27 protein-coding genes are annotated in these 25563 nt (G+C 64.0%); 12 read left to right on the forward strand and 15 right to left on the reverse strand.

Annotated elements, in window-relative coordinates:
• The first annotated feature begins 322 nt into the window (after window positions 1-322).
• Both X738_RS57090 and X738_RS57095 read left to right on the forward strand, forming a co-directional pair.
• On the forward strand, window positions 323-2290 hold the full coding sequence (locus X738_RS57090) for an acyltransferase family protein (protein WP_023799063.1): 1968 nt from the start codon (window positions 323-325) through the stop codon (window positions 2288-2290).
• Between the two features lie 198 nt (window positions 2291-2488).
• Window positions 2489-3085: a DUF922 domain-containing Zn-dependent protease gene (locus tag X738_RS57095; protein ID WP_023799064.1), complete on the forward strand. Its 597-nt coding sequence runs from the start codon at window positions 2489-2491 to the stop codon at window positions 3083-3085.
• A gap of 202 nt (window positions 3086-3287) precedes the next feature.
• Here X738_RS57095 and epmA read toward each other — a convergent pair whose 3' ends face one another.
• Window positions 3288-4331 (reverse strand): EF-P lysine aminoacylase EpmA, encoded by a 1044-nt coding sequence (epmA, locus tag X738_RS57100; RefSeq protein WP_023799065.1) that lies wholly within the window; start codon window positions 4329-4331, stop codon window positions 3288-3290.
• Between the two features lie 129 nt (window positions 4332-4460).
• On the opposite strand from epmA, the gene efp reads away from it, so the two are divergent.
• Window positions 4461-5027, forward strand: coding sequence for an elongation factor P (efp, locus tag X738_RS57105; RefSeq protein WP_023799066.1), 567 nt, complete (start codon window positions 4461-4463; stop codon window positions 5025-5027).
• Between the two features lie 285 nt (window positions 5028-5312).
• Here efp and X738_RS57110 read toward each other — a convergent pair whose 3' ends face one another.
• The 3 genes from X738_RS57110 to X738_RS0141535 all read right to left on the reverse strand — a co-directional run bounded on the left by X738_RS57110 (window position 5313) and on the right by X738_RS0141535 (window position 6794).
• Window positions 5313-5585: a hypothetical protein gene (locus X738_RS57110; protein WP_023799068.1), complete on the reverse strand. Its 273-nt coding sequence runs from the start codon at window positions 5583-5585 to the stop codon at window positions 5313-5315.
• A gap of 106 nt (window positions 5586-5691) precedes the next feature.
• On the reverse strand, window positions 5692-6291 hold the full coding sequence (locus X738_RS57115) for a DUF6456 domain-containing protein (protein ID WP_023799069.1): 600 nt from the start codon (window positions 6289-6291) through the stop codon (window positions 5692-5694).
• Between the two features lie 110 nt (window positions 6292-6401).
• Window positions 6402-6794 (reverse strand): hypothetical protein, encoded by a 393-nt coding sequence (locus tag X738_RS0141535; protein ID WP_051407815.1) that lies wholly within the window; start codon window positions 6792-6794, stop codon window positions 6402-6404.
• A 460-nt stretch (window positions 6795-7254) separates the two neighbouring features.
• On the opposite strand from X738_RS0141535, the gene X738_RS57120 reads away from it, so the two are divergent.
• A complete protein-coding gene (locus X738_RS57120) occupies window positions 7255-7950 on the forward strand; it encodes an XRE family transcriptional regulator (protein ID WP_023799071.1) in 696 nt (231 codons plus the stop codon).
• A 135-nt stretch (window positions 7951-8085) separates the two neighbouring features.
• Here X738_RS57120 and X738_RS57125 read toward each other — a convergent pair whose 3' ends face one another.
• On the reverse strand, window positions 8086-8388 hold the full coding sequence (locus X738_RS57125; RefSeq protein ID WP_023799072.1) for a hypothetical protein: 303 nt from the start codon (window positions 8386-8388) through the stop codon (window positions 8086-8088).
• 193 nt (window positions 8389-8581) lie between these two features.
• On the opposite strand from X738_RS57125, the gene X738_RS57130 reads away from it, so the two are divergent.
• From X738_RS57130 to dinB, 3 genes are all read left to right on the forward strand, one after another.
• The gene (locus X738_RS57130) at window positions 8582-8950 is read left to right on the forward strand and encodes a hypothetical protein (RefSeq protein WP_023799073.1); all 369 of its coding nucleotides are present in this window, start codon (window positions 8582-8584) and stop codon (window positions 8948-8950) included.
• A 113-nt stretch (window positions 8951-9063) separates the two neighbouring features.
• Entirely contained in the window at window positions 9064-9537 is a 474-nt protein-coding gene (locus tag X738_RS57135) for a GNAT family N-acetyltransferase (RefSeq protein ID WP_023799074.1), read from the forward strand.
• Between the two features lie 324 nt (window positions 9538-9861).
• A complete protein-coding gene (gene dinB, locus X738_RS57140) occupies window positions 9862-11103 on the forward strand; it encodes a DNA polymerase IV (RefSeq protein WP_023799075.1) in 1242 nt (413 codons plus the stop codon).
• 191 nt (window positions 11104-11294) lie between these two features.
• Here the strand turns inward: dinB and X738_RS57145 are convergent, their stop codons facing one another.
• From X738_RS57145 to X738_RS57155, 3 genes are all read right to left on the reverse strand, one after another.
• Complete coding sequence (locus X738_RS57145; protein ID WP_023799076.1) at window positions 11295-12812, reverse strand: FAD-dependent oxidoreductase; 1518 nt, start codon at window positions 12810-12812, stop codon at window positions 11295-11297.
• A 92-nt stretch (window positions 12813-12904) separates the two neighbouring features.
• Window positions 12905-13801, reverse strand: a complete 897-nt coding sequence (locus X738_RS57150; protein ID WP_023799077.1) for a DUF2182 domain-containing protein — start codon at window positions 13799-13801, stop codon at window positions 12905-12907.
• Window positions 13802-13809: 8 nt separating this feature from the next.
• The gene (locus X738_RS57155; RefSeq protein ID WP_023799078.1) at window positions 13810-14442 is read right to left on the reverse strand and encodes a DUF1326 domain-containing protein; all 633 of its coding nucleotides are present in this window, start codon (window positions 14440-14442) and stop codon (window positions 13810-13812) included.
• A 254-nt stretch (window positions 14443-14696) separates the two neighbouring features.
• On the opposite strand from X738_RS57155, the gene X738_RS57160 reads away from it, so the two are divergent.
• Entirely contained in the window at window positions 14697-15854 is a 1158-nt protein-coding gene (locus tag X738_RS57160; RefSeq protein WP_023799079.1) for a sulfite oxidase, read from the forward strand.
• A gap of 56 nt (window positions 15855-15910) precedes the next feature.
• Here X738_RS57160 and X738_RS0141540 read toward each other — a convergent pair whose 3' ends face one another.
• Window positions 15911-17023: a DUF1330 domain-containing protein gene (locus tag X738_RS0141540; protein WP_198032812.1), complete on the reverse strand. Its 1113-nt coding sequence runs from the start codon at window positions 17021-17023 to the stop codon at window positions 15911-15913.
• A gap of 76 nt (window positions 17024-17099) precedes the next feature.
• On the opposite strand from X738_RS0141540, the gene X738_RS57165 reads away from it, so the two are divergent.
• A complete protein-coding gene (locus X738_RS57165; RefSeq protein ID WP_023799080.1) occupies window positions 17100-18197 on the forward strand; it encodes an AraC family transcriptional regulator in 1098 nt (365 codons plus the stop codon).
• A 25-nt stretch (window positions 18198-18222) separates the two neighbouring features.
• Here X738_RS57165 and X738_RS57170 read toward each other — a convergent pair whose 3' ends face one another.
• Complete coding sequence (locus tag X738_RS57170; protein WP_023799081.1) at window positions 18223-19122, reverse strand: sigma-70 family RNA polymerase sigma factor; 900 nt, start codon at window positions 19120-19122, stop codon at window positions 18223-18225.
• Window position 19123: 1 nt separating this feature from the next.
• Window positions 19124-19435, reverse strand: coding sequence for a hypothetical protein (locus X738_RS57175; protein ID WP_023799082.1), 312 nt, complete (start codon window positions 19433-19435; stop codon window positions 19124-19126).
• Window positions 19436-19583: 148 nt separating this feature from the next.
• Between X738_RS57175 and X738_RS57180 the strand changes: the two genes are divergently transcribed.
• A complete protein-coding gene (locus X738_RS57180) occupies window positions 19584-19949 on the forward strand; it encodes a VOC family protein (protein ID WP_023799083.1) in 366 nt (121 codons plus the stop codon).
• Between the two features lie 25 nt (window positions 19950-19974).
• Here the strand turns inward: X738_RS57180 and X738_RS57185 are convergent, their stop codons facing one another.
• From X738_RS57185 to X738_RS57200, 4 genes are all read right to left on the reverse strand, one after another.
• Complete coding sequence (locus tag X738_RS57185) at window positions 19975-20331, reverse strand: VOC family protein (RefSeq protein WP_023799084.1); 357 nt, start codon at window positions 20329-20331, stop codon at window positions 19975-19977.
• Between the two features lie 228 nt (window positions 20332-20559).
• Window positions 20560-22329, reverse strand: a complete 1770-nt coding sequence (ybaL, locus tag X738_RS57190) for a YbaL family putative K(+) efflux transporter (RefSeq protein WP_023799085.1) — start codon at window positions 22327-22329, stop codon at window positions 20560-20562.
• 147 nt (window positions 22330-22476) lie between these two features.
• Window positions 22477-23505, reverse strand: coding sequence for a cation diffusion facilitator family transporter (locus X738_RS57195; RefSeq protein WP_023799086.1), 1029 nt, complete (start codon window positions 23503-23505; stop codon window positions 22477-22479).
• Window positions 23506-23513: 8 nt separating this feature from the next.
• Window positions 23514-23777 carry a metal-sensing transcriptional repressor gene (locus X738_RS57200; protein WP_023799087.1) on the reverse strand — a complete coding sequence of 88 codons (264 nt, stop codon included), beginning with the start codon at window positions 23775-23777 and terminating at the stop codon, window positions 23514-23516.
• Between the two features lie 288 nt (window positions 23778-24065).
• Here X738_RS57200 and X738_RS57205 point away from each other — a divergent pair, with 288 nt between their 5' ends.
• Together X738_RS57205 and X738_RS57210 are read left to right on the forward strand one after the other, a co-directional pair.
• A complete protein-coding gene (locus X738_RS57205; protein WP_023799088.1) occupies window positions 24066-24281 on the forward strand; it encodes a hypothetical protein in 216 nt (71 codons plus the stop codon).
• A 405-nt stretch (window positions 24282-24686) separates the two neighbouring features.
• A complete protein-coding gene (locus X738_RS57210) occupies window positions 24687-25457 on the forward strand; it encodes a pseudouridine synthase (protein ID WP_023799090.1) in 771 nt (256 codons plus the stop codon).
• Window positions 25458-25563: the final 106 nt, after the last annotated feature.

Consider the following 25563-nt stretch of genomic DNA (forward strand, 5'->3'; position numbering starts at 1 on the left):
GAGGAATCTGGCGTTGCAGAAATGCGGCTAAAACGAACAGATAGAGCGGACGCCAGTCAAATTCGCACGCCTCCCGCCCGCCGTATCCCGGCCAAATTGTCTTTTTGTGCTCCAAAATCCCGCCGCCCAAAGTCCGCCGCCGCGGATGCGGATGGCAGCGCTGGCGCGGCGTTCGCTGAGGACGCGCCGACGAGCATGCCGCACTGCACCCGGCAAACTTCCACTTATGTTGCACTGCGTTAGATTTGTTGCATTGCAATATCAATGCATTGCGTCGAGTCTTCGCACGGGTGGCTTTTCAACGACTTCGCGAGGTTTTGCCGTGTCAGCATCGTTTCGGCCTGATATCGAAGGGCTGCGTGCGTTGGCGGTGTCCGGCGTCGTCGCGTTCCATTTTGGTCTGTCGGACCTGCCTGGCGGCTTCACCGGCGTCGACATCTTCTTCGTCATCTCCGGCTACCTGATCACCGGCCAGCTGCTGCGGGAAATCGCCGAGGACGGCAGGCTGGACCTGTGGCGATTCTATGCAAGGCGCGCCCGGCGCCTGCTGCCGGCCTCGCTGTTCGTCATCTTCGCCACGCTGGTCGCCGGCTACTTCATCCTGTCGCCGGACGAACAGTCGCTCTATTCGAAAGGCGCCATGTTCGCCTCGGCCTATGCGATCAATTTCTGGCTGATACGCTGGTCGTTCGACTATTTCGCCCCCGACGCGGCGAACAACCCCTTCATCCACTTCTGGTCGCTCTCTGTCGAGGAGCAGTTCTATTTCGTATGGCCGGGGCTGCTTCTGCTGGCGGCATGGCTGCGCCCGGGCAAGCGCACGGCGATCCTGGTGATCGGCCTCACCGGCGCGGTGTCGTTCGCCGTCTGCGCCTGGCTCACCACCGTGGCGCAGCCCTGGGCCTTCTATTTCTCGCCGCTCAGGGCCTGGGAGTTCGCCGCCGGCGGCCTGGCGACGATGGCGCCGGCAAAATTCTGGCGAGAGCGCCCGCAACTGGGCGCAGCACTGGCATGGCTTGGCCTGGCGCTGATCGCCGGTGCCTATCTGACCTTCAGCGAGCAGGACACCCCCTTCCCCGGCTTCGCGGCGGTGGTGCCGGTGGCCGGCACCGTGCTCCTTTTGCTCAGCGGCTCCGGCAATGTCCAAAGAGGGCCGAGCGCCATGCTGGCGCTGCCGCCCATGCAATGGGTGGGGAAACTTTCCTACTCGCTCTATCTCTGGCACTGGCCGGTCATCGTCTATGCGACGATGATGGTGCCCGACCTGTCCTGGCCCGGGCGGCTTGCCTGCGCGGCATTGACGCTGGCGCTGTCGCTCTTCACCTACAATTTCATCGAAAACCCGATCCGTCGCAATGGCTGGCTGATGGCGAACGCGGCGCGCGCACTAATCCCCGCCGCAATGCTGACCGGCGCCGGCGTCGTGGCGACTTACGCCAATGCGCGCCTTGCCGTGGACGGCCTCGACCCCTCGCAACGCATCATTGCCGAAACTGCCGCGCAGCCCTCCACCGCGCGCGCCAAGGTAGGCTGCGTTGTCGACTACGAGACCGTGACGCCGAAGGCCTGCGAGTTCGGCGCCAAGAATGCCGAGCGCTCGATCGCGCTGTTCGGCGATTCGCATGCCGATCACTGGTCGACGCCGCTGATCGAGGCGGCGAAGAGAAACGACTACAAGGTCGTCACCTGGCTCAAAGCCGCCTGCCGGGCGTCGCGGCTGACGGTCTGGAGCTCGAAGCTGAAGCGCGACTACACCGAGTGCGATCAATGGCGCGAGCAATCGATCAAGGAGATCATCGCCCTGCGCCCGAGCTTGGTGGTGATCTCGGAGATCTCGCTGACCAGTTCGCGCAAACTGTCGCCCGACGCCCGGCAATCCGAAAGCCTCGATCAGGACTGGCGGGGCGGCCTGCGCGCAACGCTGGAGGCGTTCAGCCAGGCCGGGCTGAAAGTCGCCTTCATCCGCGATGTGCCGTTCAACACCCTTTTTGTCGACACCTGCGTGGCCCGCGCGCTGTGGCGTGGACAGACGCCATCGGTATGTGACGCGCCGCGAACCGACGCCGCCAACGACGCCATGGCCGCGGTGGAGCGTGACATCGTGCGCTCCGTCCCCAACGCGACCTACATCGACATGACCGACCGGTTCTGCGACGCCAAGATCTGCCATGTCTTCATCGACGGCAAGCTGGCCTATCGCGACCGCCACCACATGGCGACGCCCTTTGCGCAAACGCTGGAGCCGACGGTCGAGCGCGCGCTGTTCTCGACCGGGGCGGCCGGGAAGTAAGGCGGGAGGCAACCGCCGACGTCAGGTCTTGCTCCGGCCCCATGCAGTTCGATCAGCCTCGCTCGTTCTCCAGCGCTTCGTCGGCGGTCACGCGTTGATGATCGCATCCAGACTGGTGTAGTGGCTTTGCAGCCGATATTCGCGCTCGTCCGAGTGATTGCGAATTCGCCAGCATTGCCATCGCCCCGGAGGATTCGCATGAAAACAGCCGTTCTGACCTACCTGCTCCTGGCCATTTTGCTGGCGTCGCCGGCGCAGGCGGGCTGGAAGCCGGTCGAGAAGGTTGAGACCTACGCCGTTTCAGGGCAGACCGGTCCCCAGCTCCATGCCTCGATGGGCGAACGCGGGCCGACGATCGGCAAAAGCAGGGTCCGCGCCATGGCCTATACCAATTTCAAGCTGACCTGGGTCAGGGACTATCAGCGGCAAGGCAATGCCTGTGTGCTGGTGTCGGCGCGCCCAAAACTCATCATAACCTATACCTTGCCCAAAGCGTCCGGGCCGGTGCCGGCCGCCGTGCAGAAGAGCTGGGACGTTTTCGCCGCTGGCCTCGCCGCCCACGAAAAGGTGCATGGCGACATCATCGTCGACATGGTCCGCAAGATCGAGACGGCGACCATCGGCCTGTCCGTCGCCGACGATCCCGGCTGCAAAAAGATCAGGACCGAAATGACCACGCGGCTTGCCGAACTCTCCCAGGCGCAGCGGCAGGCAAGCCGCGATTTCGACCGGGTAGAATTCGCCCCGCGCGGCAATCTGCAGCGGCTGATCGTCGCTTTGCTGATGGGGCGGTAGTATTGTGACGCCTGAGCGAGGCACCCCCCTCTGCCCTGCCGGGCATCTCCCCCTCAAGGGGGGAGATTGCGCCTTCGCGTCGCTCCGGCCTCAATCGCCGATGTTGAAGGACGAGGTGCGGCGTTGCGGTCAGCCAATCTCCCCCTTTGAGGGGAAGATGCCCGGCAGGACAGAGGGGGCGCCGTAGAGTGCAGGCCTCGCCTCACCCCGTCACCGGCGTCCACATCACATCCTCGACCCGCATCGCCCCCGTCGCCAGCATCACCAGCCGGTCGAAGCCGAGTGCGGCGCCGCTTGCCTGCGGCATGATGGCCAGTGCGGCGAGGAAATCCTCGTCGATCGGATAGCGTTCGCCGTAGATGCGCTGCTTCTCGTCCATTTCGAGGATGAAGCGCCGGCGCTGCTCGTCGGCGTCGGTCAGCTCGCCGAACGCATTGGCCAGCTCGACGCCGCAGCAATAGAGCTCGAAGCGCTCGGCGGTCCTCGGGTCATCGGCGCTCGGCCGGGCAAGGGCGGCCTCCGAGATCGGATAGCCGTAAAGAATGGTGGCGCGCCCCTGCCCCAGCGCCGGCTCGATCTTTTCCACCAGCACCCGACTGAACAGATCGGCCCAATTGTCGTCGGGCGCGGTGCGCAAGCCCGCCTGGACCAGAGCCGCATGCAGCGCCTCGCGATCGGTGCTGCCGTCGGCGGCGACCGTGACCAACAGATCGATACCGGCATAGCGGATAAAAGCCTCGGCGACGTTCAACCGTTCCGGCTCGGCGAACGGATCGGCCTCGCGGCCGCGAAAGGCGAAGCTTTTCGTGCCGGCGCGCTCGGCGGCCAGCGCGACAAGCCCGGCGCAATCCTGCATCAGGCTGTCGTAGGTCTCATCGGCCCGGTACCATTCGAGCATGGTGAAGGACGGATGGTGCAATGGGCCGCGCTCGCGGTTGCGATAGACGGCACTCAGGCTGAAGATGCGTTTCTCGCCGGCGGCGAGCAGCTTCTTGCAGGCGAATTCCGGCGAGGTGTGCAAATAGAGCGGCTGGTGCCGCCCATCTGGGCCGAGCGCCTCGGTGGCGAAGGCCGACAGATGCGCCTCGTTGCCGGGCGAGACCTGCAGCGCCGCGGTCTCGACTTCGACGAAGTCGCGGCGGGCAAACCAGTCGCGCACGGCCGCGGTGATGGCGTTGCGCAGGATCAACCGCGGCCGCCGGTCCGCGTGAACATCAGGCGTCCACCAGGGCGAGGCGGCGGTCATGGCGACAGGATTTGCATCGAGGACTGGCGATTGCCGCCAAGATGCGCTAGGCCGCACCGAACGGCTCCCGCAGCCGATTTGCGCCATTCGGCGCTCCCAGGCCAGTCAACGCTGTTAGGAATAAAGCCCGTGAAGGTCATCGCCAGTTCCCTACGCAAAGGCAATGTCGTCGAAAAGGACGGCAAGCTCTATGTGATCCTCTTTGCCGAAAACATCCATCCGGGCAAGGGCACGCCGGTGACCCAGCTCGACATGCGCCGCATCTCCGACGGGGTGAAGGTTTCGGAGCGCTACCGCACCACCGAGCAGGTCGAGCGCGCCTATGTCGAGGAGCGCGAGCATACCTTCCTCTACCACGACGCCGAAGGCTATCATTTCATGAACCCGGAAAGCTATGACCAGGTCGCGGTGCCGGAAAGCGTGGTCGGCGAGATGGCGCCCTATCTCAAGGAAGGCATGGCGGTGCAGATTTCACAGTACAACGGCATCGCCATCTCGCTGGTGCTGCCGCAGCGCGCCACCTTCGAGGTGGTCGAGACCGAGCCGGTGACCAAGGGCCAGACGGCGTCCTCATCCTACAAGCCGGCGACGCTGTCCAACGGCGTGCGCACGCTGGTTCCGCCGCACATCACCGCCGGCACCCGCGTGGTGGTGATGACGGCTGATGCCGCCTATGTGGAGCGCGCCAAGGACTGAGAGGCAGGATCATTTTTGTCGTCGCTGAAGGTCTCGCGCGCGATGAATGCCAGGGCGCAACTCACGCCGGTGCCGCCATGCGTGCCGTCTCCTTCACTGAACAGTGCAGATTCAGCCAAGGATGAAACCCGCCACCAGAACCGTAAGGATCATCGACAGCGGGACGGCAAGCAGGCAGCAGGCCTCCAAGGTGTTGATTTGCCAAGAGTTCATCGGGCGCTTCCCAGTTGGTTTCCTGTCTAAACGGTCAGACCGGGATGGCAGTTCCACGAAAAATCTCCCGCGTCATTCCGTGCCACGATCATGCCGATCGACACGAACCTCGGTCATCCAGCGGGCACGCGCCAGATGCGTCGCCCAGGCGCGGAATGCCCGTTCTGGCTCCTGCTCCGGGTCAATGTGCAGGACGGTGTGGGCGACCTCACGCCAATCGGCGCTGTCCGCCGAAGCATCGAGCAGCCGGATGTAAGTCAGCATGCAGTGCTCGTCATACGCGGTCAGCGCCGAAGACGTCGGCGCCGTATCTGCGAAATGAGCGTTTTGCGGCATCTTTGGCATTGTGATTTACCAGCAATGGCGCAGCGTAACAGGCCGTCGGGAAACCCGCGCCCTTCAATTGGAGGACGCTGGCCAAAACGCATTGCCAAACGCCCCGTTTGCCCCTTCACCGCGGCCGCCGCATCAGCATCATGCCGTAATGCACCGCCAGCAAGTCCAGCCCGATTTTGAGCAGTTTCGACAGCACATCCCGCGGCTCGCCGGTCTGTTCGGCCAGGCTCTTCACCGTTTCGCCGGCGCAGCAGACTTTTTGCACCACGACCGACACCTCCCAATGCGCAAGCGCCCTGGTGGCGTCGGCATAGGCGCGGCCGGCGGACAGGATGCGGTCGGCAACGCCGCCGCCGATGGGTCCGCCGTCGACGCGCTCGATCAGCGCCATCGGCTTGACGCCGTCCTGTGCCGAGACGCGAAAATCCTCGCGGTAGCGCATGCCCGCCTCGCGCTGCTGGCGCGACAGCGAGGTGATGCCGGTCAGCGGGTCGACATTGCGCACCCGCACAATCCCGCCGGTCGCGGTGTGGCCGTTATTGGACACCTCATAGACGCGCCTCGCCTCCAGCGTGCCGGTCGCCAGCCGCTTGCGACCAAAGGCATCGTCCTTCAGCGCGAAATCATGACCGACCTGCTTGCGGATGCGCACCTGCTCGGCCTCGCCCGTGGGTAATTTGGGCGGTTTGGCCTTTTGGGCGGTCTTCTTGCTCATCTGTGGCTCCTCGTTTCATTGCTGTCTTCGCAGAACCTGGGCTCCTCCGCGCAGCGGGGGCGAGGAACCGGGCCGCCGTGCTTGGCGAGAAGACTCTCGACCGATGCCGCTCACGCTGCGTCCGCGAGAGCCGTACGGCGATGGTCGCAGAACCGCGCCGCGTGATAGGCGCAGTAGCTTTTCAGCGGCCGCGTGCGCAAGCCGCAGCACAGCATCGCCAGTGCCGGCCGGCTGCCGGGCGCGTCGTTTTCGGGATTTTGCTCGAGCGTCAGGTCGAGCGGTGCGCGGCAGCGGTTGAACAGGCAGTCGATGAAGCGCATGGCCGCGACATGCGGCTGGCGCCCGACGGCGGCAGCGGGGCGCGGCGACGGCAGCTTGAGGGCCTCGCCGTCGGGCCCTTGGATCTCGCGCACCAACGGGCGCTGCGGCAGCCAGACCGGCGGCGCCAGCCTGGCCGGCGTGCGGGCGATGCTTTGCAATTTTGTGTCGGTATAGGCGGGCATGATGTTCTTCCATCGAGATCGAAAGGGTTGCGTAGATGCCGAAGCGGCATCCTCTCCCCGTTCACGGGGAGAGGATGCCGGCAGGCAGGTGAGGGGCGGCGCGGCGTCGCCGATTACCTCTCCCAGGGGAAACCGCCCTGCCCGTGCGCCGGGCGAAGACGATGACCGTGCCGTCCTCGGTGCGGCTGCACGAAAGGCCCGCATTGCACGCGCCGAAATTCGGGGCCGGAGCCGTGAGGGGACGGCTCCGGCCGTTCCGGTCGCCGCCGCTGACGGCAGGGCCACCGGATCCGAGGCGCGAGCCTCGGGCTTCGTCCCGGCCGGGGAGGAGGACAGCCGGGACGGATGGGAAAGCGAGATGGAGCGTGGCTTGTGCATGGCTATATACAAGCATAACTCAAAAAATTATGCAAGCCATTCTTTCATGGACGAAACCGATTCTTATGTTTCAGATGGCGCCATGGCGAAAACCTCATTGTCGATCAAGGTCGGGGCGGCGATCCGCAAGGCGCGCAAGCAGCGCGGCCTGGTGATGCGCCATATTGCCGAGCACAACGACACCGACGTCGCCGCTGTCGGCAATTGGGAAACCGGCCGCAACCTGCCGAAAACCGAGAACCTTTTGAAGACCGCCGCCTTCCTGCGCGTCGACCCGGTGGCGCTCGGCAAGGGCGAGGTCGTCTTCCTCGACGACGCCGACAATGTCGCCGACGCCGAGATCGTCACCGACGCCGCCCCCCTGCCCGCCGGCCCGATGGACATCGAGCTTCTGGGTGCCGCGGTCGGCGGCGACGACGGTGACTTCACCTTCAACGGCGAGGTCGCCGGCTATGTCCAGCGCCCGCCCGGCATCGCCCATCTGCGCAAGGTGTTCGCGCTGCACGTGCTCTCCGACTCGATGGTGCCGCGCTACGAGCCCGGCGAGATGCTCTATTGCGGCGGCCGCGACGCTGTGCCCGGCGACCACGTGGTGATCGAGATGTTTCCCGAGGAAAACGAGCGCAACGGCAAGGCCTTCATCAAAAAGCTTGTCAAGCGGACCGCCGCCGAGTTGGTCGTCGAGCAGTACAATCCGCCGAAGTCGCTGACCTTCAACCGCTACGCGATAAAACACGTCTGGCGCGTCATCCCGCTCAAGGAACTGCTGGGGTACTAGGGCGGCGGCGGAGCGCGCCCTTCTCCCCTTGTGGGAGAAGGTGGATCGGCGCGTAGCGCCGAGNACACCCCTCATCCGACCTCGCTTCGCGAGGCCACCTTTTCCCACAAGGGGAGAAGGAATCGCCACTCCCCATCAAGCCCGCCTGGATCTCTCCAGCGGAACCTCGCGCTCGCCAAGCATCCGCGCCTCGGCGCGGCGCTGCTGCCGCTCGTCGATGAACGCCGCCTGGATCGAGACGGCCGCGCCCGGCAGGCCATCGGCGCGACAGGCCGAGCAGCGAAGCCGCCCCGACAGCGCCGCCAGCGGCGTCTGCGCGGTCACCCCGAATCGCCTCAGCTCCGCCGGCTTCCACCATCTGTTTCGACCGCAATCGATACACTCGACCGCGATCGAGACGACCTCGGCGATCGTTGCTTCCTTGCCCGGCAATGCCATCGTCCCTGATGCCTCAGTTCCTGTTTTGTTCACAACATTAGGGGTTTTTCCCGAAGAGTCGAGTCGGTTCCGCTCAACCCATGCAAAAGTTTAACTTGTTCCATTTTTTGAGTTATGCTTCCATGTGATATCCCAGATGAATGGGCGACGGGACCGGGTCTCCGTCGCGCCGCCGCCAGCCAAGGAGACGAAGATGGACGCCCTCTCCGCCCAGTTCGCCCGCGATTGCGGCTATACCAGCGACAGCCCGGCCATGCTCGCCGCCCTCGCGGCTATCCGCCTCGACGGCATAGGCCGGGCGCGCCTCGGCCATGGCCATCGCAAGGCGCTGGTCGACCGGCTGAAGCTCGGCGAGGCCTTGTTCCTGGCGGCGATCCGCCCGGCGCAGTCGGCTGAAGAGGCGCTCGAGGACGCCGCCCGCTTCATTGCCTGTTATCGCAACATGCCACGCTGGCGCCAGGAAAGGCGCGGCGCCGATCTCGCCCGCGCCAGGCAGCAGCTTCTGCTGGCGCGCTTCTTCCGCCGCTACGGCCACCGCCTCTGGTCACGGCAGGCGGCGTAAGCTGGAGGTCCGCGAGGCCATCAACCGCGAATGCCTGGCGCCGGTCGCCCAACGCGACGCGCCTGTCGCGCATGGCTGGACCGCACTTGCCGTCGCCAACACGTCTCCCCTCGATGAGCGAACTCGAGTTCCGTCGCGCACAAGCGCCCGATCTGCCGGCAATTGTCGCACTGCTCGCCGACGATGCGCTCGGCGCGAGCCGGGAGGACCCGTCGACGCCGCTTGCGCCGTCCTATTTCGATGCCTTCCGGGCAATCGATGCCGATCCCAACCAACTGCTGGCCGTGGCCGTGGAAGCCGGACAGGTGGTCGGAACCCTGCAGCTCAGCTTCATTCCAGGTATTTCCAGGAAAGGCGCCTGGCGCGGGCAGATCGAAAGCGTTCGCATCGCGCGGCAATGGCGGTCTCGCGGCATCGGCAAGCTGATGATCGAATGGGCGGTTGAAGAATGCCGTTCGCGCAACTGCAGCTTCGTTCAGCTCACGACCGACAAGAGCCGACGGAAGGCGCACGCTTTCTACGAGGGCCTCGGTTTCACCGCCAGCCATCTCGGCTACAAGATGGCGCTGTGGCGCTCGATCGGCTGATTGCCGAAGTCGGCGCCGCCCCTCATCCTCCTGCCGGCACCTTCTTCCCGCATAGTGACGGGGCGAAGGGGCTGGCCGCAACCTCGGCACCTTTTCTGCATCGCTGGAGGTTGGCGAAACCCTTTACGAAGACTGTCCTTCTCCCCGTCCCTATACGTCCCTATACGGGGAGAAGTGCCCGGCAGGGCGATGAGGGGCAGCGCAAACCTGAAGCGACTACCCTCCACCTCCTTGACAATCCGCCCTGTTTGTTCTCTTTATGTTCCACAAAAACCCACCCTCAAGGCAATGCGGCGTTCGAACCGCCGCGGGCGGACGGGCCGGATGGAAGCCAACATCCTCCACGCTGATCTGGACGCTTTCTATGCCTCGGTCGAACAGTTGCTCGACCCCGCCCTGCGCGGCAAGCCGATCGCCGTCGGCGGCGGCGTCGTCTTGGCCGCGTCCTACGAGGCCAGGGCTTTTGGCGTGCGTGGCGGCATGCCGGGGCGGCGCGCGCGTGAGCTCTGCCCCGGGCTGATTTTCGTCGGCGGCCATTTCAAGGATTATCAGCGGCTCGGCGATGCGGCTATTCAAGTGCTCGGCGATTTCACGCCGGTGGTCGAGCGGATTTCCATCGACGAGGCCTTTGCCGACGTAGCCGGCTGCACCCATCTGTTCGGCCCGCCGACCGAGATCGCGACAACCATCCGCCGCCGCGTGCGGGCTGAGCTTGGCTTGCCGATCTCGGTCGGCGTGGCGCGCACCAAGCATCTGGCCAAGATCGCTTCGCAGGTGGCCAAGCCCGACGGGCTGGTGGTGGTCGATCCGCGCCACGAGATGGAGTTTCTTCACGAGTTGCCGGTCGAGCTGATGTGGGGCGTCGGTCCGGTCGCCAGGGAGCGGCTGGCCGGCATTGGCGTGCGCACCATAGGCGAGTTGGCGAAGTTTAACGCCAAATCGCTGGAGCGCCTGCTCGGGCCGGCGGCGGGCGAAAAGCTCAACGCGCTGGCCTGGAACCGCGATCCACGAAAACTCGAGACGCAGCGTCGGGCACGATCGGCTGGCGCGCAATCGGCGCTCGGCAGGAAACCGGCCGAGGCAAAAATCTTCGTGCCCACCCTGCTGCATCTGGCCGACAGGGTCGCCACCAGGCTGCGGGCGAAATCCCGGCCCGGCCGCACGGTGACGGTCCGCGTCCGCTTTGCCGATCTGCGCTCGGTGACGCGTTCGATCACGCTCGACCAGCCGATTTCGGCAACCGCGATGCTGGCCGAGATCGCCGAGACGCTGGTGCGCAAGGTGCTTGTCGACCATCCGCACGAAAAGACCATTTCGCTGCTGGCGATCGCCGTGTCGCATCTGGAGAAGCAACCGGCCCTGCAGTTGGAACTGCCGCTCGGCCTCGATGACGACAGCCGCCGCCCCGGCACCAGCAAGGGCGCGGCGCGCTGGATCGCCGACCGCGCCGTCGACAAGATCCGCGACCGTTTTGGCTGGGAGGCGGTCGGCTACGCCTCGGTCACGCTCGGGCAGTCGCGATCGGTTCCTGACGCGTTTCGCGAGTTGGCCGAGAAGGAACTGTAGGGGAGTAGGGGAATAGGGGAATAGGGGAATGGCCCTTGGAATGGCCCCTTCTTGCCCACTGCCCACTGCCCACTGCCCACTGCCCACTGCCCACTGCCCACTGCCCACTGCCCACTGCCCACTGCCCACTGCCCACTGCCCGCTGCCCGCTGCCCACTGCCCTACTCCCCTACCCCCTACTCCCTACTCCCCTACTCCCCTCCCAGTGGCGCCACGGCCGGTCCGTTCAAGGCCGTGCCATCGATAGCAAAATGCGAGCCGTGGCAGGGGCAGTCCCAGCAGCGCTCGAGCGAGTTCCAGTGGACATGGCAGCCGATATGCGTGCATGCGGCCGAGCGCTTGTAGAGCGTGCCGTCGTCATCGCGAAACGCGGCGATCTTGCTGAACCCTTCGCGGACGATGGCACCTTCTCCCGGTCGCAGCTTGTCGACGGAATCGATCTCGCCGGGCGCGATATATTCGGCAAAGCTCTTGATCGCCGTCGCATTCTCCGACAGGTAATCGCCGATCGCGCCTGCCGTCTTGCGCGACGGCTCGTAGAGTTCGCGCCAGGGACTTTCCTCCTTCAGAATCAGGTCCGAAATCAACAGGCCGGCGACGACGCCATGGGTAATGCCCTGGCCGGAATCCCCGGTCGCCACAAAGACGCGGCTGTCGCCAGGATTGCGGCCGATGAACCCCGCATAATCGACGGGCTCCATCACCTGCCCCGACCACCGGTTGGTCTCCACGCCGACATCGGGCACCAGCCTTTTGGTCCAGGCCGCCAGGGCCGCGAAACGGTCGCCGGCATCGTCGGCCTGCCCTGTCTTGTGGTCCTCACCTCCGACGATCAGGAAGTCGGTCCGACCTTCGCCAGGCTGAAGCCGAACGTAGTGATAAGGGTCTTCAGTATCCCAATACAGCGCATCCGGAATGGTGTCGCCCGCGATCTCGAACGACATCGCGTAGGTTCGATACGGCGCTTGCTTGGTGTGGAGCGCGACCCGATCGTTGATCGGCGAGTTGGTGGCGACAACGGCCGATCTGGCAGACACGGTAAAGCCTGAAACCGTGGTTACACGCACGCCGCCATCAGTCTCCTCGACCTTTTCGACGATGGTATCAGCATAAAGCACACCGCCGCGCGCGCGGATGGCCGCGGCTAGCCCGCGGAGATATTTGAGCGGGTGGAAGGTCGCCTGATTGGCGTATCGAAGGACCTGCGCATCCGAAAAGCCTGCAAACGGCACGCCCTTGATCTTCTCGACGTCGACCCCGATTTTCAGAGCGGCGTCCAGTTCGCGCGTGATATCGGATTCCTGGCTGCCGGAAGCCGGAAAGAGAAAGCCGTCGAGGCGCCGGAAATCGCAGGCGATACGTTCCGTCTCCTGGATGGATTGGATACGGTCGATAGCGGCCGATTGGCTTTGGTAAAAGATCTGCGCCAGGTCCTCGCCGCGCAATTTGGTCAGCTCCGAAAAATAGTCATCGCAGATGGATGAAAGGTGCGCAGTGGTGCGAGCCGTTATACCGCTTCCGATCCGGCCGCGATCGAGGACAGCCACCTTCCGGCCGGCGACGGCCAGTTCGTAGGCCACCGACAGTCCGGCAATCCCAGAGCCGACGACCACGGCATCGACCTGTTCGCTTTGCCCGAGCGGCACCGCATCGGGCACGACTTCGGTCGCCGCCCAGAGCGATACAGTCCTTTCGTCGCTGACATTCATCGGCGGAACCTCCCATCCACGATATTCGGTAACGGATGCGAGAATTCAAAGTTCCTCGACGCTTTGAATGCCGACAGAGGCGGCCCTGGTCGTCAGACCAAAAGCGTTGCGCCGCCCCATGCGATCAGGGCGATGCCAGCTGCCCGGCCAACCCACGGGCCGGCAGGAAACGCCTTTTCAACCAGCACCAGAATGGCGAGCGCGGCAATCCACACCAGGTTCATGATGCCACCCACGAACAACAGCGCCATCAGCATCCAGCAGCATCCGACACAAAACGCTCCGTGCAATGCGCCGAGACGCAGCGCGCCAAGGGCGTGGGGACGCCAGTGGCGGGCAAGGAACGCCGTCGGTGCCCGGCAATGCGACAGGCAGGCGTTCTTGAAGGGCGAGAGCTGATAGATCCCCGCGCCGATCAGGACGATGGCTGAAAGCCAGCGGCTCTGCGAACTCATCATCGTCGCGGAAACGAAGGCTTCGCGTTCGAGCAGCCAATGCAATGCGGTTGCCGCGACGGAGAACCCCAGCCAGGCCAGGAGGTAGCCTGCCATGAACACGCCGGTCGGCGCGAGCTTGTCCTGGATCTCACCCTGAGCCAGCGCATGGCGATGCACGCGCGCATAGAGCAGGATGGTCGGCGCCGCACTCGGCGACATCATGGCGATCATCATGACCCACCACATGGCGATCATCAGCGCCCAGTTCGCGGCCTCCCAGGCCCGCGGCTCCGTCGCCATCGCGCTCATGTCCATGCCGGACATGTCCATGCCAGACATGTCCATGCCGGGCATGTCAGAAGACATATCGGAGGTGACGTCGGTTTGCAGGTGGGGAAATAGCGCGAGCCTCGACATCTCCCACGCATTCATGCCGATCCCTGCGCCGGCGGCGATGTAAAGCCAGGCCAGCAGGCACAGCGCCACCACGCCCGCAATCGTGATGACGCGGTCGCGCCTGAGCAGCCGTTCCAGTGGCGACGCGCCGTTCATGCGCCGCGTCAGGCTCGCACCACCCCGTGATTGTTGAGATGCAGCCGCGCGAACTGGCCGTAACTGTCCTTGGTGGTCACCTGAACCGGCCCGCTGGTTGTGCTCGAAGCGCTGCCGATCTCGGCGACCGCATATTCGAAGCCGTTCGGCAACACGATCTGGGCGCGCGAGTCCGCGCCCGTCACCTTGTTGCGGATTGGTTCGCCGACCGTTTCGATGTAGTCCTTGACGAAGATGCGGCCCCTGCGGCCGTCGACATCGAGGTCGAGATCGATCCTGGTGAAGACCGGCTCATTCATTTTTATCACGGTCGAGGCGTAGACGGCGAACATCGTCGCGAACGGATCGGTGTCCTGGCCGGTCATGATGCGCAGCAGCGCGTCACGCTGCTGGTCGGTTGCCTTCTCGTCGACGAAAGCGATGGCTTCGCCGTTGCCCTCGTGGATCGCCCCGGGCCATTTGAAGATCGCGGCGATGCGCAGGCCGTCGAGAACGGTCTCGCCATGATGACCTTCGTCGATCTGGATACCGGCCACGGCATGGCAATGGCCCTTGTCGGGCAGCGCATTGAATTGACAGTTGCAGCCATATTCGCAGGTGCAATTGACGAGTTCGCGTCCCTTGATTTCCCAAGACGTCATGCTGTCCCCCTGATCCAGAAATATTAGACGATCATCATACACCTGGACTCTTCCCTCTCAAAGGCGCACCCTTAAAACGGCGAAACCCAAGCGAGAGTTTCGTCCAAGGCTTCACATGTTTGAGATGCGCCGCTGATTTCTTGACCTGTCCGGATAATCTTCGGGTGGGGCAAACGCTCATTGCGCCTATCCGTGTTCAGGCTGCGGCCCAAGGCACGTGCAGCCTGTTTCGGGATCAACTGGGAGGAAACAACATGCCTGATATTCAACGCAGAGAACTTCTCGTTCAGGGAAGTGCTGCCCTTGCCGCAATTGCTGCTCTCTATACCTCGCGTCGGGCTTACGCTTTTCCAACACGGGCGAGCGAGGAGGTTATTCGGTGGCTGGACCAGCCGACCGAAAATCCCGATCCGGTCGGCATCCAGAAGCAGCTTGTCTGGGAGGATCTGGATAGCTGGATAACGCCAAACGACAAGTTCTTCAGCATCTCGCATTTCAATCGACCAACGATCGACGAGAAGACATGGTCGATGGAGATCGGCGGCCTGGTCAAGAAGCCCTTGAAACTGACTCTCGCCGACATCAAGGCGCGGCCGCGCCAGGAGGTCGTTTTCACAGTGGAATGCTCGGGCAACCACGGTTTTCCGTTTTTCACCGGCGGCATCGGCAATGCCCGCTGGGCAGGGACGCCGCTCGCCCCGATCCTCGAGGAAGCCGGCGTTCTGGAAGATGGGATAGAGGTCGTCTTTTTCGGCACTGACACCGGCGAGGTCGCCATCCGCGACGTCAAGATGCAGCAGAACTTCGCGCGCAGCATGTCGCTTGCCGAAGCGACGAACCCAGACAATCTGCTCTGCTACGAAATGAACGGAGCCGCCTTGCCGGCGGCCAATGGTTTTCCGCTGCGGCTGATTGCTCCGGGCTGGTATGGCATCGCCAACGTCAAGTGGCTGGAGCGCATCGAGGTGCGCGACACCCGCTTCATGAGCCTTCTGATGGCGCGTGACTATGTCACCATCCGGGAGGAAGAGCGCAATGGCGAGACCGTGTGGACCGAGGACTCAGTCGGACGAGCGCTGATAAAGTCCGCGCCCGCGAAGGTCACCCGCAAGGACTCGGACTACCGCATCGTTGGGGCAGCCTGGGGGGCACCGATCGATCGGGTCGAAGTGCAAATCGATCAAGCGCCATGGGCACCGGCGACCATCGACCGCAGCGAGGAGGCCGAACACGCCTGGAAGATCTGGTCCCTGGATTGGCCAAATCCGTCGCCTGGAGAACACACGGTGACCTCGCGCGCGGTCAGCACCACGGGACAGGTTCAACCGGCAATGGACGATCCCTTGATTGCCAAGAAACACACATACTGGGAAAGCAATGGCCAGGTGACGCGCCGCGTGCGTGTCGTTTGATAGACTTTGCGGGAAGGTGAAGCAGGCAGCGCCTGATCGCAGACTGGTTGCCAGCGTCAGTCCTTGGATGCCGTGATGACGAGCGCCGGCATGTCGAAAGCGACGGCGCCGGCTGCTGTCACGTAAGGCATAAGTGCCCGCTCGGCCTCCTCCAGGAGCCGCTTGAACTGCTCGTTGTCCAAAAGCCCGCCCAACGTCCAGATGCAGGCTCTTTCAGTCGAGATCAGCGACTCGATCGAGGCAAAACGGACCGTTCCGCGGTGACGCTTCACCTCGGCACGCTCTATGCCTGCCTTCGCGCAGAGCGAGCGCAGTAACTCCGCATTGCCGAGCACAAAGGGCGCGCGGAACGCGTTCGCAACGTCGGCTCCAAACAGCCGTTCAAGCATATCCGCCACTGCGGCATAGCCGGGCGACTGGTCGAGCGGTCCGCAGACCGCGACGGCGAGCCGGCCGCCGGACTTAAGCACGCGCATCATTTCCCGCAGTCCGGCTGCTCGATCGTCGAAGAACATCAGGCCGAACTGGCTGACCGCGGCGTCGAAGCTTTCATCCGGGAAAGGGATCTGCTCGGCGCGCCCTTCTCGCCAATCGATGCGAGTGCTTTTGCGGCGGGCAACGCAAAGCGTATCGGGATTGGGATCAAGCCCGACCACCTTGCCCTCCGCGCCAACGCGGTCGAGGGCCGCGAGCGCCAGCACACCCGTACCGCAGGCAATGTCGATCACGCAGTCGCCCCTCCCTATTCGCGCCTCGGCGGCGACGATAGGCCCCCATTGTCGGAACAGCGCTGGAACGAACAGTGAGTCGTAGATTTCAGCCGGAGTTTTCGATATCTTGCCCCGGCGGGTCTGGGCCGCCGCTTGCTCCGGTCCCTGCGTTGCACCTTCAAGGAACACTGCGTTGGATCGGGTTCCGGCGACGCGTAGCGCCTTCAGCGGCTCGTATTCGGGCGATGAATACCAGCGCCGGGCATGCTCGCCATCGGCAAATTCGACGATGACCGGATAGACCGGCTGCCAGTCTCCTTCGACAAGGTCGGATTTCCCGCCCAGCACCAGATAGCGCCCTCCATACTGTTCAACCGTTGCAAAGACCCCTGCCAGATACTGCTCGACCTTGGCCTGGTCGGTGATTTCACGCACGTCGAAGAAGCAATAGGTAGACATGGCCGACCTCCGTTGATCGCATGGACTCCACGGGATGCGCGGTGGATATACTGTTCGGCGCATAGTAGACTTGGCCATGGGCACGCTCCATGACCCAGCGTCTCGATCGCTTGCTGCAGCGTCCGTTCTGGCGCGATCGCCTGGGCGGCCACCGGAAGAGGTCGTTGCCGATGCCGCACCTTCGGCCGCGCCGGACAAGGATGTGCTTTCGGATGTGCTGCGCGTGGTAAAGCTCACCGGCGCGCTTTTCTTCTGGGTCGATGCCTCTTCGCCCTGGAGCGTGGAAGTGCCGCGGGCGGGTTCATTTGCCCATCTTATCCTGCCGCGCGCCCAACATGTGATTTCCTACCACATCATCACCCAAGGATCGGGCTCGGTCAGCATCGGTGACGATCCGCCGATGGAGTTTGCCGAAGGCGACATACTTGTGATCCCGCATGAGGATTCGTACGCGATGTGCAGTGCGCCCGGAGTGCGGTCAGGTTTGAGCCAGGAAGATTCGCTCGACTTCTTTCGCGCCATGGCGGCCGGACAACTGCCCTTCGTGGTCAACGAAGGCGGCGACGGCCCCCTTCTGGCTAGATATGTCTGCGGTTTCCTTGGCTGCGATGCACGGCCGTTCAATCCTCTGCTTGGGGCCCTGCCTCCGCTGATACGCATCCGGCGCGCGGCCGGCACACCGAGCGATCTGCTCGACCGGCTGATCGAGCTAACGCTGGCAGAGGTGTCCGTTCAACGGCCAGGCGCTGAATGCATCCGCCTGCGTCTCAGCGAGCTGATGTTCGTTGAGGTCGTTCGCCGCTATCTTGAGGCACTGCCGCCGGAGCAGACCGGCTGGCTGGCCGGCTTGCGCGACCCCGCCGTCGGCCGGGCTGTTGCGCTTGTCCACGAGAATCCGGCGCGTGGCTGGACAATTGAAGAACTCGCACGCGAAACCGGCGTCTCGCGGTCCGTCCTCGCGGCCCGCTTCACGCGTCTCGTCGGCTGCCCACCGATGCAGTATCTCACGCGATGGCGCGTACAACTGGCCGCACGACTGCTCACTGATGGGCTGGCCAAAGTCTCGGCGGTCGGGCGTGATGTCGGCTACGAGTCCGAAGCGGCCTTCAGCCGGAGCTTCAAGAAGCTCGCGGGCGTCTCGCCGGCTGGCTGGCGCGACGGCCGGCGCGGATAGCGGGCGGCCGGAGGCCGACCCTCCCCTACCCCTCCATCGTGCTGATCTCGGCATCGATCAGGCACCAGGGCGCATAACGAAAATCGCGGATCTGGACGACCCGCTCCTCCCGCCATTCGACCAGCATGAAGCCGCGCACCGCGCCGTCCGGCTCCTGCGGGTTGCGGATCAGGATCGCCGGCCGGCCGTCGACAAAACCCAGCGACAGCGCCCAGTCGCTGATGCGCTCGTAATTGCCGAAATAGGTCGACACTTCAGCCTTGCCGCGCATGCGGAGCCGGCTGACCAATTCGAGCTGGACATCCTCGGCGATCAGCGCCCTGACCGCGTCGAAGTCGCGCGCGTTGAACAGATCGACATAGCGGCGCAGCCGCCGCTCGTCATCGGCGTCGAGCCTGGGCGCGACGACGTGCTCAGGCTGCGACGCCAGCAGGCGCAACTGCGCCCGCCCGCGATGCGGCGCCGCCTTGGTGGCGGCCAGCGTCGCGCCGGTCACCTCGCAGGTCTCATGCAGCGAAAGGCCGAGCACGTCGACCAGGATCACGGCGCTGCGCTGCGCCACCGAGAGCTGCATGAAGCTGCGCAGGCCGGCCGCCGCGGCGAGCCTTGAGTCGGCGCTGCCGGAAGGATCCTCGATCGTGGTCATGTCGGTCTCGGTCATGCGCGACCTTTCCCGATGGCGCCGGCGCAGATGGTCCTGCGCGGCATTATGGGCGATGCGAAACAGCCATTGCTCGGGCCGCTCGACGGTCATGCTGCCGTCGACCGCCTGCAGCGCCTTGATCAGCGTCTCCTGCACGATGTCTTCGCCGTCGATCACCGAGCCGGCCATGCGGGCGCAGTAGCGGTGCAGCTTTGGGCGGAACCCGGAGAGCATCGACTCCAGCGCAGGCCGATCGAATTTCGGTTGGATCACGGCGTCCATTCTATCCGGCCTTGCTCTCCTCAAGCACACGGTAGTTGCCGATAATTTTGGCAGGCGACCGCTTGACCGGCGTCGAGCGCCGTTCCGCATGGTTTTGCGTGAACGCCTCGAAGGCCGCAAGCCCGGTCAGCGCGGATGTGTCATTTCCCTCGCCGACGACATGGACGAACTCGCCGTCGTCGAGTTCGAGCACGAGATAGCGCACGCTCTGCGGCGCCGTTTCATCCAGCGTCTCGAACACTTTTGCCACCAGCGCGCGGTTCTCTTCCAGCCCGGTGTCTTTCACGCTGTAGCGAATGAGTTTGTAGCCCATGGTTCGTCTCCTGAATGGTTGGTCTGAGCAGAAGACGTTTCGCGTTCCCGAAAAGATTCTCGCACGCTATAAATTTTTTCGGCCGCCCGGATCGACTTCCACCTGCGGACGGCTAGGCGGCAGCCATCGAGGAGCAGGAGCGACGACCATGCACATCCAGTTTGCCGAACTGCCGGTATTCGACCAGGACCGCGCCAAGGCGTTCTACACCAGGCATTTCGCCTGCAAGGTGACGGCCGACGAGAAGATGGGCGATAGCGGCTGGCGCTGGATCGAGCTGAAATTTCCCGACGCCGTGACGAACCTGCATTTCGTGAGGCGCGCCGACGACACGCCAGGCGCGGAGCCGGTGCTGGTGCTGGTCGACGACGATGTCGAGGCGACGATCGCGGCGTTGAAGGCGGGCGGCGTCGAGATCATCACCGAACCGCAGGAGGCGCCCTGGCAGCCAGGCCGCACGGTGGCGGAATTTCGCGACAGAGAGGGCAACCGCATGGTGATCGGCAGCCAATGAGCGGGTGCAGCCGGAAAACGGCCACTTAAGCAGCCCCGGCTTTGTGCGCCAAAGCATGCCTCGGCTGGTAAAGGCCAAGCGAGCCGCCACTGGGAAGCGAGACATGCGTGAGCAGGCCCCAGCCTTCATCGGTGACCGAAGTGCATTCAACATCGTGCGATTTCAGCTCTTGGATTGTGGCATTGATGTCTTCGCACATGAGATAGACTTCGTGGCTGTCGACTTCGGCGGCCGGGTGAACGGCAATCTCGGCCGGCGGCAATGCGAAGATCAACCAGCCTTCGCCAGCATCGACTGCTGGAAAACGTAGGACATTGCGAAAAAATGCGCGGTCTGCCTCGGCATCCGTGCTGTAGATGATCATGTGTGCGCCGGAAATCATGGCTCCTTATCTCCCTGAAAGTGATGCGAACAAACAAGCTATTGCCGTTGCAAACGACGTTTCCGCCGTCGACACAGCCGCTCGATATCGGCCAGCTTCAGTTGGATATAGGTCGGCCGGCCGTGATTGCAGGTGCCGGAACCCGGCGTTGCTTCAAAGACCGACGCCTGCCAGACCTCACGCTATCAGCGGAAGAAGCTGGAGATGCTGTTGGCGCAGCTGCCGCCATTACCCGGCCATCGGCTTTGGGTCGACCTGGCGCGCGTTTTGGCTCTGGTCGGCGACGGGGGCGGCTGGGGCATCGATCCGGCTCAGAATGTGATCCGAGATGCCGCGCGCGATCTCCCGCTCGCCCATGATGATCAGGTCGGCGCCGAACTTCTTCAGGTAATCCACTTCGGCATCGGAATGCGCACGGGCGATGATCTCGAGCCTTGGATTGATGGCATGGGCTTGCTCGATGAGATTGCCGCTCTCGAACGGATTGGGAATGGCGCTGATCAACCACCGGGCCGAGGCAACGTTGGCCGCCTCAAGCAGGCCCGGCTGGGCGGCATTTCCCGCAATGACATCAACGCCGCGGGCGCGCAGCTGTTCTACTATCACTTGCCGTTCCTCGATCACCAGGTAAGGCTGCCTTGCCTTTTGCAACGTCTCCGCGACCAGGCTTCCGACCCGTCCATGGCCGACAAGCACCGCGTGGTCTGTCAGGCTGGTAGCCGCGAGTTCGGGCGGTTCGGATTTGCCTTCTTGCGTGGCGATGGTTCGCTCTCGTGCTTTCAGCCACGGCGTCAGCCGATCCAACGCCGCAAACAGCAGCGGGTTGACGAGGATCGAAAGGATGGCTCCGGCAAGCACCAGGTCACGTCCAGCCTCTGGAAGAAGCGCGAGGTCGACACCCAGTCCCGCCAGGATGAAGGAGAACTCGCCGATTTGCGCCAGGCTTAGGCCGAGTGTCAGGGCCACGTGGGACGGATAGCCGAACATCAATGCGATGGCCGATGCGGCCGTGGCATTGCCGATGACGATGATCAAAAATGTCACGCCGACGAGCAGCGGCTGCTCGACCAGGATCATCGGGTTGAACAGCATGCCGACGGAGACGAAGAAAAGCACGGCGAATGCGTCGCGCAGCGGCAGCGTTTCCTGAGCGGCCCTTTGGCTCAACTGGGATTCGGCAAGGATCATTCCTGCGAAAAACGCCCCAAGAGCGAACGAGACGCCGAACAGCTCGGCTGCCCCGAAAGCGACACCAAGGGCGATCGCCAGCACGGCCAAACGGAAAAGCTCTCGCGAGCCAGTGTGAGCAACGTAGTGAAGGATCGGCGGAATGACACGTCGCCCGACGACAACCATGATCGCGAAGAAAGCCGCCAATTTGCCCAGCGTCAGCCCGAGCGCGCTCCAGATGGTCTGCGGCTCAAACAATGTGAACAGGTCATTGCCGTTAAGGTTTGGCCCGTTGAAATTGCCACCGAGCACACCGGCGAAGGCCGGCAACAGCACGAGCGCGAGGATCATGGCGAGGTCCTCTACGACCAGCCAGCCGACTGCGATGCGTCCGCCATCGGTTTCGAGCTGCCTCATTTCCTGCAGCGCCCGTAGGACCACGACTGTGCTTGCAACCGACAGGGCCAGCCCAAACACCACTCCGGCTCCGATCGGCCAGCCGATCGCCTGCGTCACGAGGAGCCCGAGCATGGTCACCAGAGCCATTTGACCGATAGCGCCGGGAATCGCGATCTTTCTTGCCGACAGCAGATCGTTCAGCGAAAAATGCAGCCCTATGCCAAACATCAGCAGGATCACGCCGAGCTCGGCGAGTTGGCGCGCCAGCGCCTGGTCGGCAACGAAGCCGGGCGTGAACGGGCCAATCAAGACACCAGCCACGAGGTAGCCGACCAGTGGCGACAGGCGAAGTCGGTTCGCCAACGTGCCGAGGATGAAGGCGAGTCCGAGGCCGGCGACAAGGGTTGCGATAAGTGGCGCCTGAGGCATCTTCTCAATCCGGTTTCCGGCCACGTTTGGCGCTCGGGTCAAGCCTTGCACGAGCCAGAGATAATGGACCCGGGGATAATGGACTAAGACGCGGCGGTCTCAACATCTTTCGCGCGGCGAACGGAAACGCGCCGGTCGGAGCGACCGTTAGTGGCTGTCGTGCTCGCCGTGGGGATGTCCATGGCGATGATCGGCAACCGCGTTCGCCAATCTAATATTCGCCGCCGCAAGCGCCGGCATGTGCTCGAACAGCTGGTGCTCCAGCGCTGCAATGATCGTCTTCGCTTCGCAGACGGGCAGGCTTTCTTCCACGGCGATGGCAATGTCGGCGTGCAGCCTGTGACCGATCCACCGCGCCTTGGCCTCGACAATGCGCGCTGCCGGCACATGCGCGGCGGCATGGTGGATGTCGCCGATGACATCAGGATCTATACCGTCGAGCATGCGGGTCAGCACCGAGCGCGCCGACTGCCAGACGATGCCGAAGATCGCAAGCGTGATGAGCAGGCCGACGATCGGGTCGGCCAGCGCAAAACCGAGCCAGACGCCGAACGCTCCGAGGACCACGGCAAGGCTGGTCAGGCCGTCGGTGCGAGCGTGGTAGCCGTCGGCAATGAGTGCGGCGCTGTTGATTTCGCGGCCGACGCGGATGCGGAACACCGCGACGGCCTCGTTGCCGAGAAAGCCGACAATGCCCGCCGCCGCCAGCCAGCCCAGATGCGTCACCACGCGTGGATTGATCAAACGGTCGATGGCCTGGTAACCGGCGACGATGGCGCTGAACAGGATGATCGCGACGATGATGATCCCAGCCAGGTCCTCGACCCGGCCCAGGCCGTAGGTGAAGGTCGGCGACGGCTTGCGCCGGGCCAGCAGGAAGGCGATCCACAGTGGAATGGCGGTGGTGGCATCGCCGATGTTGTGGACCGTGTCGGCCAGCAGCGCCACGCTGCCCGACAGCGCGACCACGACCATCTGCATCGCCGCGGTGATTGCCAGGATGACGAACGACCATTTTATCGCCCAAATGCCTCGGTCGGTCGTCGCAATGGTCGCATCGATGACCCCGTGGCTATGCGACCCGCTCACATGATCGTGATGGCCATGACCATGCGCGGCGTGATCGCGCGGCCCGAACCCGAACCAGTCGAGGATGCGCGCGCCGAGCACAGGCATTTGACGGCTCACAAATATTTCGCCAGTTGCTTGAGTTCCGCCAGCGAGTTGCCGCCCGCTTCCGCGGTGTCCGCCAGGCAATGCTCGATATGATCGTGGATCAGTTCGCGCTTTGCGCTGCTGATGGCGCTCTCCACGGCGTGGAGTTGTTGCGCCAGATCAACGCAAGGACGATGCGCCTCGAACATCGACAGCACCGCCGCAAGGTGGCCCTGCGCGCGCTTCAGGCGCTTCACGATAGCCGGATGCGAACGATGGATGCCTTCGGACATGCCTGTTTTGTATCCTCCCCGGGAGGATCCAGTCAAATCTTCTTTTGAGCTCACCTTGCCGGCGAGTCCGTCACAAATCGAAGAATGACGGCTAGCCATCTCCTGCGGGTAACCCGCCGGCGGCGGCGGCCCGTATTATTTCGTGACCATGTTGCGCCGGAACCTTCCCCTCGCACCAGCGTTCGGGGCGCTGTATTCGCGATGCCTTATTTTTGGGCAAACATGATAGGCGACGGGCGAATAGCGGTGGGGAGGCAAAAAGCATGGGTCGGGGAGGAGCATGTTGTCATGTCGAACCGTGAAATTGGAACGTCCCACACATTGGGGCTGCGCATCGCTGATCTCAAAGCCAGGATGCGGAGCGCCCGGATTACCGAGCACGAGATGAAAATTTTTCAGAAGGTAGCCGCTGTCATGGGAGCAGGTGAAGGCTCCCTGCGGATCGATGCCGACGACCTGATTGCCGCATCTTTCGTTGTCGAGGACGAGCCCAGGGCAAACTGACGATCGTGGCGCCCCCGGCGATCAGCGTCGGGGCGCGTGCGAGGCTCGAAATGTTGGCGCTCTACGGCGCCCCCTCTGTCCTGCCGGACATCTCCCCCACAAGGAGGGAGATCGGCAGCTTTGCCAACCGCGCCTCTTTTTCAAAGTTGGGCGATTGGCGGAACCAGTGATAACGGCCGATCTCCCCCCTTGTGGGGGAGATGTCCGGCAGGACAGAGGGGGGCGCTGTCCCGCCAACTTTGCCATGATGTCCGGAGGCGACCTGTCGCAACGGAGGGCCGCAGCTCACACGTCCGGATACTCCTATCGAGAAATCCAGATATCCACCCCGGCGGCTTTCTGTTAGCAAATATTCACCTCAGGTGGCGGGGAAGACCTGACTTGCCGGAACGATCACGCAAAACTATGGCGCCACGGCCGAACGCCGGCTGGCCACGCCCCTCGCCTAGCGCCGGAGCCAGTCCGCCAGGCGTCAGCCTTTGCCGTGCGCTGTCAAAGCTCGGCCTGTGCTCGCGCAAGCAGGCGGAAATTCTGGTCGCCGAAGGGCGCGTCCGGGTCGCCGGCAAAATCGTGCGCAACGGCTCGCTGCGCGTCGATCCCGGCCGCGACCGCATCGAGGTCGACGGCAGCCGCGTCGTCGCCGAGCGCAAGGTCTATCTGATGATCAACAAGCCGCGCGGCCTGGTCACCACCCGCAACGACCCGCAGGACCGCGGCACCGTCTACGACTGCCTGGCAGAGCTCGACCTGCCCTTCGTGTCGCCGGTCGGCCGCCTCGACAAGGCCAGCGAGGGCCTGCTCTTGATGACCAACGACACGCGTTTCGCCCAGCGCCTGCTCGACCCCGCCTCGCACGTCGCCAAGATCTATCACGTCCAGATCGGCGCCCTGCCCGACGCGGCCCTGCTGGCGCGGTTGCGCGCCGGCGCCACGGTCGATGGCGAAGATTTGACGGCGCGGTCGATCGACATCCTGCGCAGCGGCGCCAGCACCGCCTGGCTGGAAATCACACTCGACGAGGGCCGCAACCGCCACATCCGCCGGCTGCTCGGCGCGCATGAGGTCGAGGTGCTTCGCCTGGTGCGGGTGGCGATCGGCCGCTTGCAGCTCGGCGACCTCGCCAGGGGCAAGGCCCGCCACCTCACGGCCGAAGAACTGGCGCTGTTTCAAGGCTGAGCGAAGGCGCCGAAGCGACCCGGCAAAGCGGAACGGCACCCCATCGCTTCAGGTTGGCGCTGCCCCTCACCTGCCTGCCGGCATCCTCTCCCCGTATAGTGACGGG

It is taken from the genome of Mesorhizobium sp. L48C026A00 (assembly GCF_000502375.1).
GTDB classification, from domain to species: domain Bacteria; phylum Pseudomonadota; class Alphaproteobacteria; order Rhizobiales; family Rhizobiaceae; genus Mesorhizobium; species Mesorhizobium muleiense.

Excerpts from the sequence above, each read along its gene's own strand:
- X738_RS57095 (WP_023799064.1), top strand. The coding sequence starts at position 2,489 with ATGAAAACAGCCGTTCTGACCTACCTGCTCCTGGCCATTTTGCTGGCG.
- epmA (WP_023799065.1), bottom strand. The coding sequence starts at position 4,331 with ATGACCGCCGCCTCGCCCTGGTGGACGCCTGATGTTCACGCGGACCGG.
- X738_RS57110 (WP_023799068.1), bottom strand. The coding sequence starts at position 5,585 with ATGCCAAAGATGCCGCAAAACGCTCATTTCGCAGATACGGCGCCGACG.
- X738_RS57115 (WP_023799069.1), bottom strand. The coding sequence starts at position 6,291 with ATGAGCAAGAAGACCGCCCAAAAGGCCAAACCGCCCAAATTACCCACG.
- X738_RS0141535 (WP_051407815.1), bottom strand. The coding sequence starts at position 6,794 with ATGCCCGCCTATACCGACACAAAATTGCAAAGCATCGCCCGCACGCCG.
- X738_RS57120 (WP_023799071.1), top strand. The coding sequence starts at position 7,255 with ATGGCGAAAACCTCATTGTCGATCAAGGTCGGGGCGGCGATCCGCAAG.
- X738_RS57125 (WP_023799072.1), bottom strand. The coding sequence starts at position 8,388 with ATGGCATTGCCGGGCAAGGAAGCAACGATCGCCGAGGTCGTCTCGATC.
- X738_RS57130 (WP_023799073.1), top strand. The coding sequence starts at position 8,582 with ATGGACGCCCTCTCCGCCCAGTTCGCCCGCGATTGCGGCTATACCAGC.
- X738_RS57135 (WP_023799074.1), top strand. The coding sequence starts at position 9,064 with ATGAGCGAACTCGAGTTCCGTCGCGCACAAGCGCCCGATCTGCCGGCA.
- dinB (WP_023799075.1), top strand. The coding sequence starts at position 9,862 with ATGGAAGCCAACATCCTCCACGCTGATCTGGACGCTTTCTATGCCTCG.
- X738_RS57145 (WP_023799076.1), bottom strand. The coding sequence starts at position 12,812 with ATGAATGTCAGCGACGAAAGGACTGTATCGCTCTGGGCGGCGACCGAA.
- X738_RS57150 (WP_023799077.1), bottom strand. The coding sequence starts at position 13,801 with ATGAACGGCGCGTCGCCACTGGAACGGCTGCTCAGGCGCGACCGCGTC.
- X738_RS57155 (WP_023799078.1), bottom strand. The coding sequence starts at position 14,442 with ATGACGTCTTGGGAAATCAAGGGACGCGAACTCGTCAATTGCACCTGC.
- X738_RS57160 (WP_023799079.1), top strand. The coding sequence starts at position 14,697 with ATGCCTGATATTCAACGCAGAGAACTTCTCGTTCAGGGAAGTGCTGCC.
- X738_RS0141540 (WP_198032812.1), bottom strand. The coding sequence starts at position 17,023 with ATGTCTACCTATTGCTTCTTCGACGTGCGTGAAATCACCGACCAGGCC.
- X738_RS57165 (WP_023799080.1), top strand. The coding sequence starts at position 17,100 with ATGGGCACGCTCCATGACCCAGCGTCTCGATCGCTTGCTGCAGCGTCC.
- X738_RS57170 (WP_023799081.1), bottom strand. The coding sequence starts at position 19,122 with ATGGACGCCGTGATCCAACCGAAATTCGATCGGCCTGCGCTGGAGTCG.
- X738_RS57175 (WP_023799082.1), bottom strand. The coding sequence starts at position 19,435 with ATGGGCTACAAACTCATTCGCTACAGCGTGAAAGACACCGGGCTGGAA.
- X738_RS57180 (WP_023799083.1), top strand. The coding sequence starts at position 19,584 with ATGCACATCCAGTTTGCCGAACTGCCGGTATTCGACCAGGACCGCGCC.
- X738_RS57185 (WP_023799084.1), bottom strand. The coding sequence starts at position 20,331 with ATGATTTCCGGCGCACACATGATCATCTACAGCACGGATGCCGAGGCA.
- ybaL (WP_023799085.1), bottom strand. The coding sequence starts at position 22,329 with ATGCCTCAGGCGCCACTTATCGCAACCCTTGTCGCCGGCCTCGGACTC.
- X738_RS57195 (WP_023799086.1), bottom strand. The coding sequence starts at position 23,505 with ATGCCTGTGCTCGGCGCGCGCATCCTCGACTGGTTCGGGTTCGGGCCG.
- X738_RS57200 (WP_023799087.1), bottom strand. The coding sequence starts at position 23,777 with ATGTCCGAAGGCATCCATCGTTCGCATCCGGCTATCGTGAAGCGCCTG.
- X738_RS57205 (WP_023799088.1), top strand. The coding sequence starts at position 24,066 with ATGTCGAACCGTGAAATTGGAACGTCCCACACATTGGGGCTGCGCATC.
- X738_RS57210 (WP_023799090.1), top strand. The coding sequence starts at position 24,687 with ATGGCGCCACGGCCGAACGCCGGCTGGCCACGCCCCTCGCCTAGCGCC.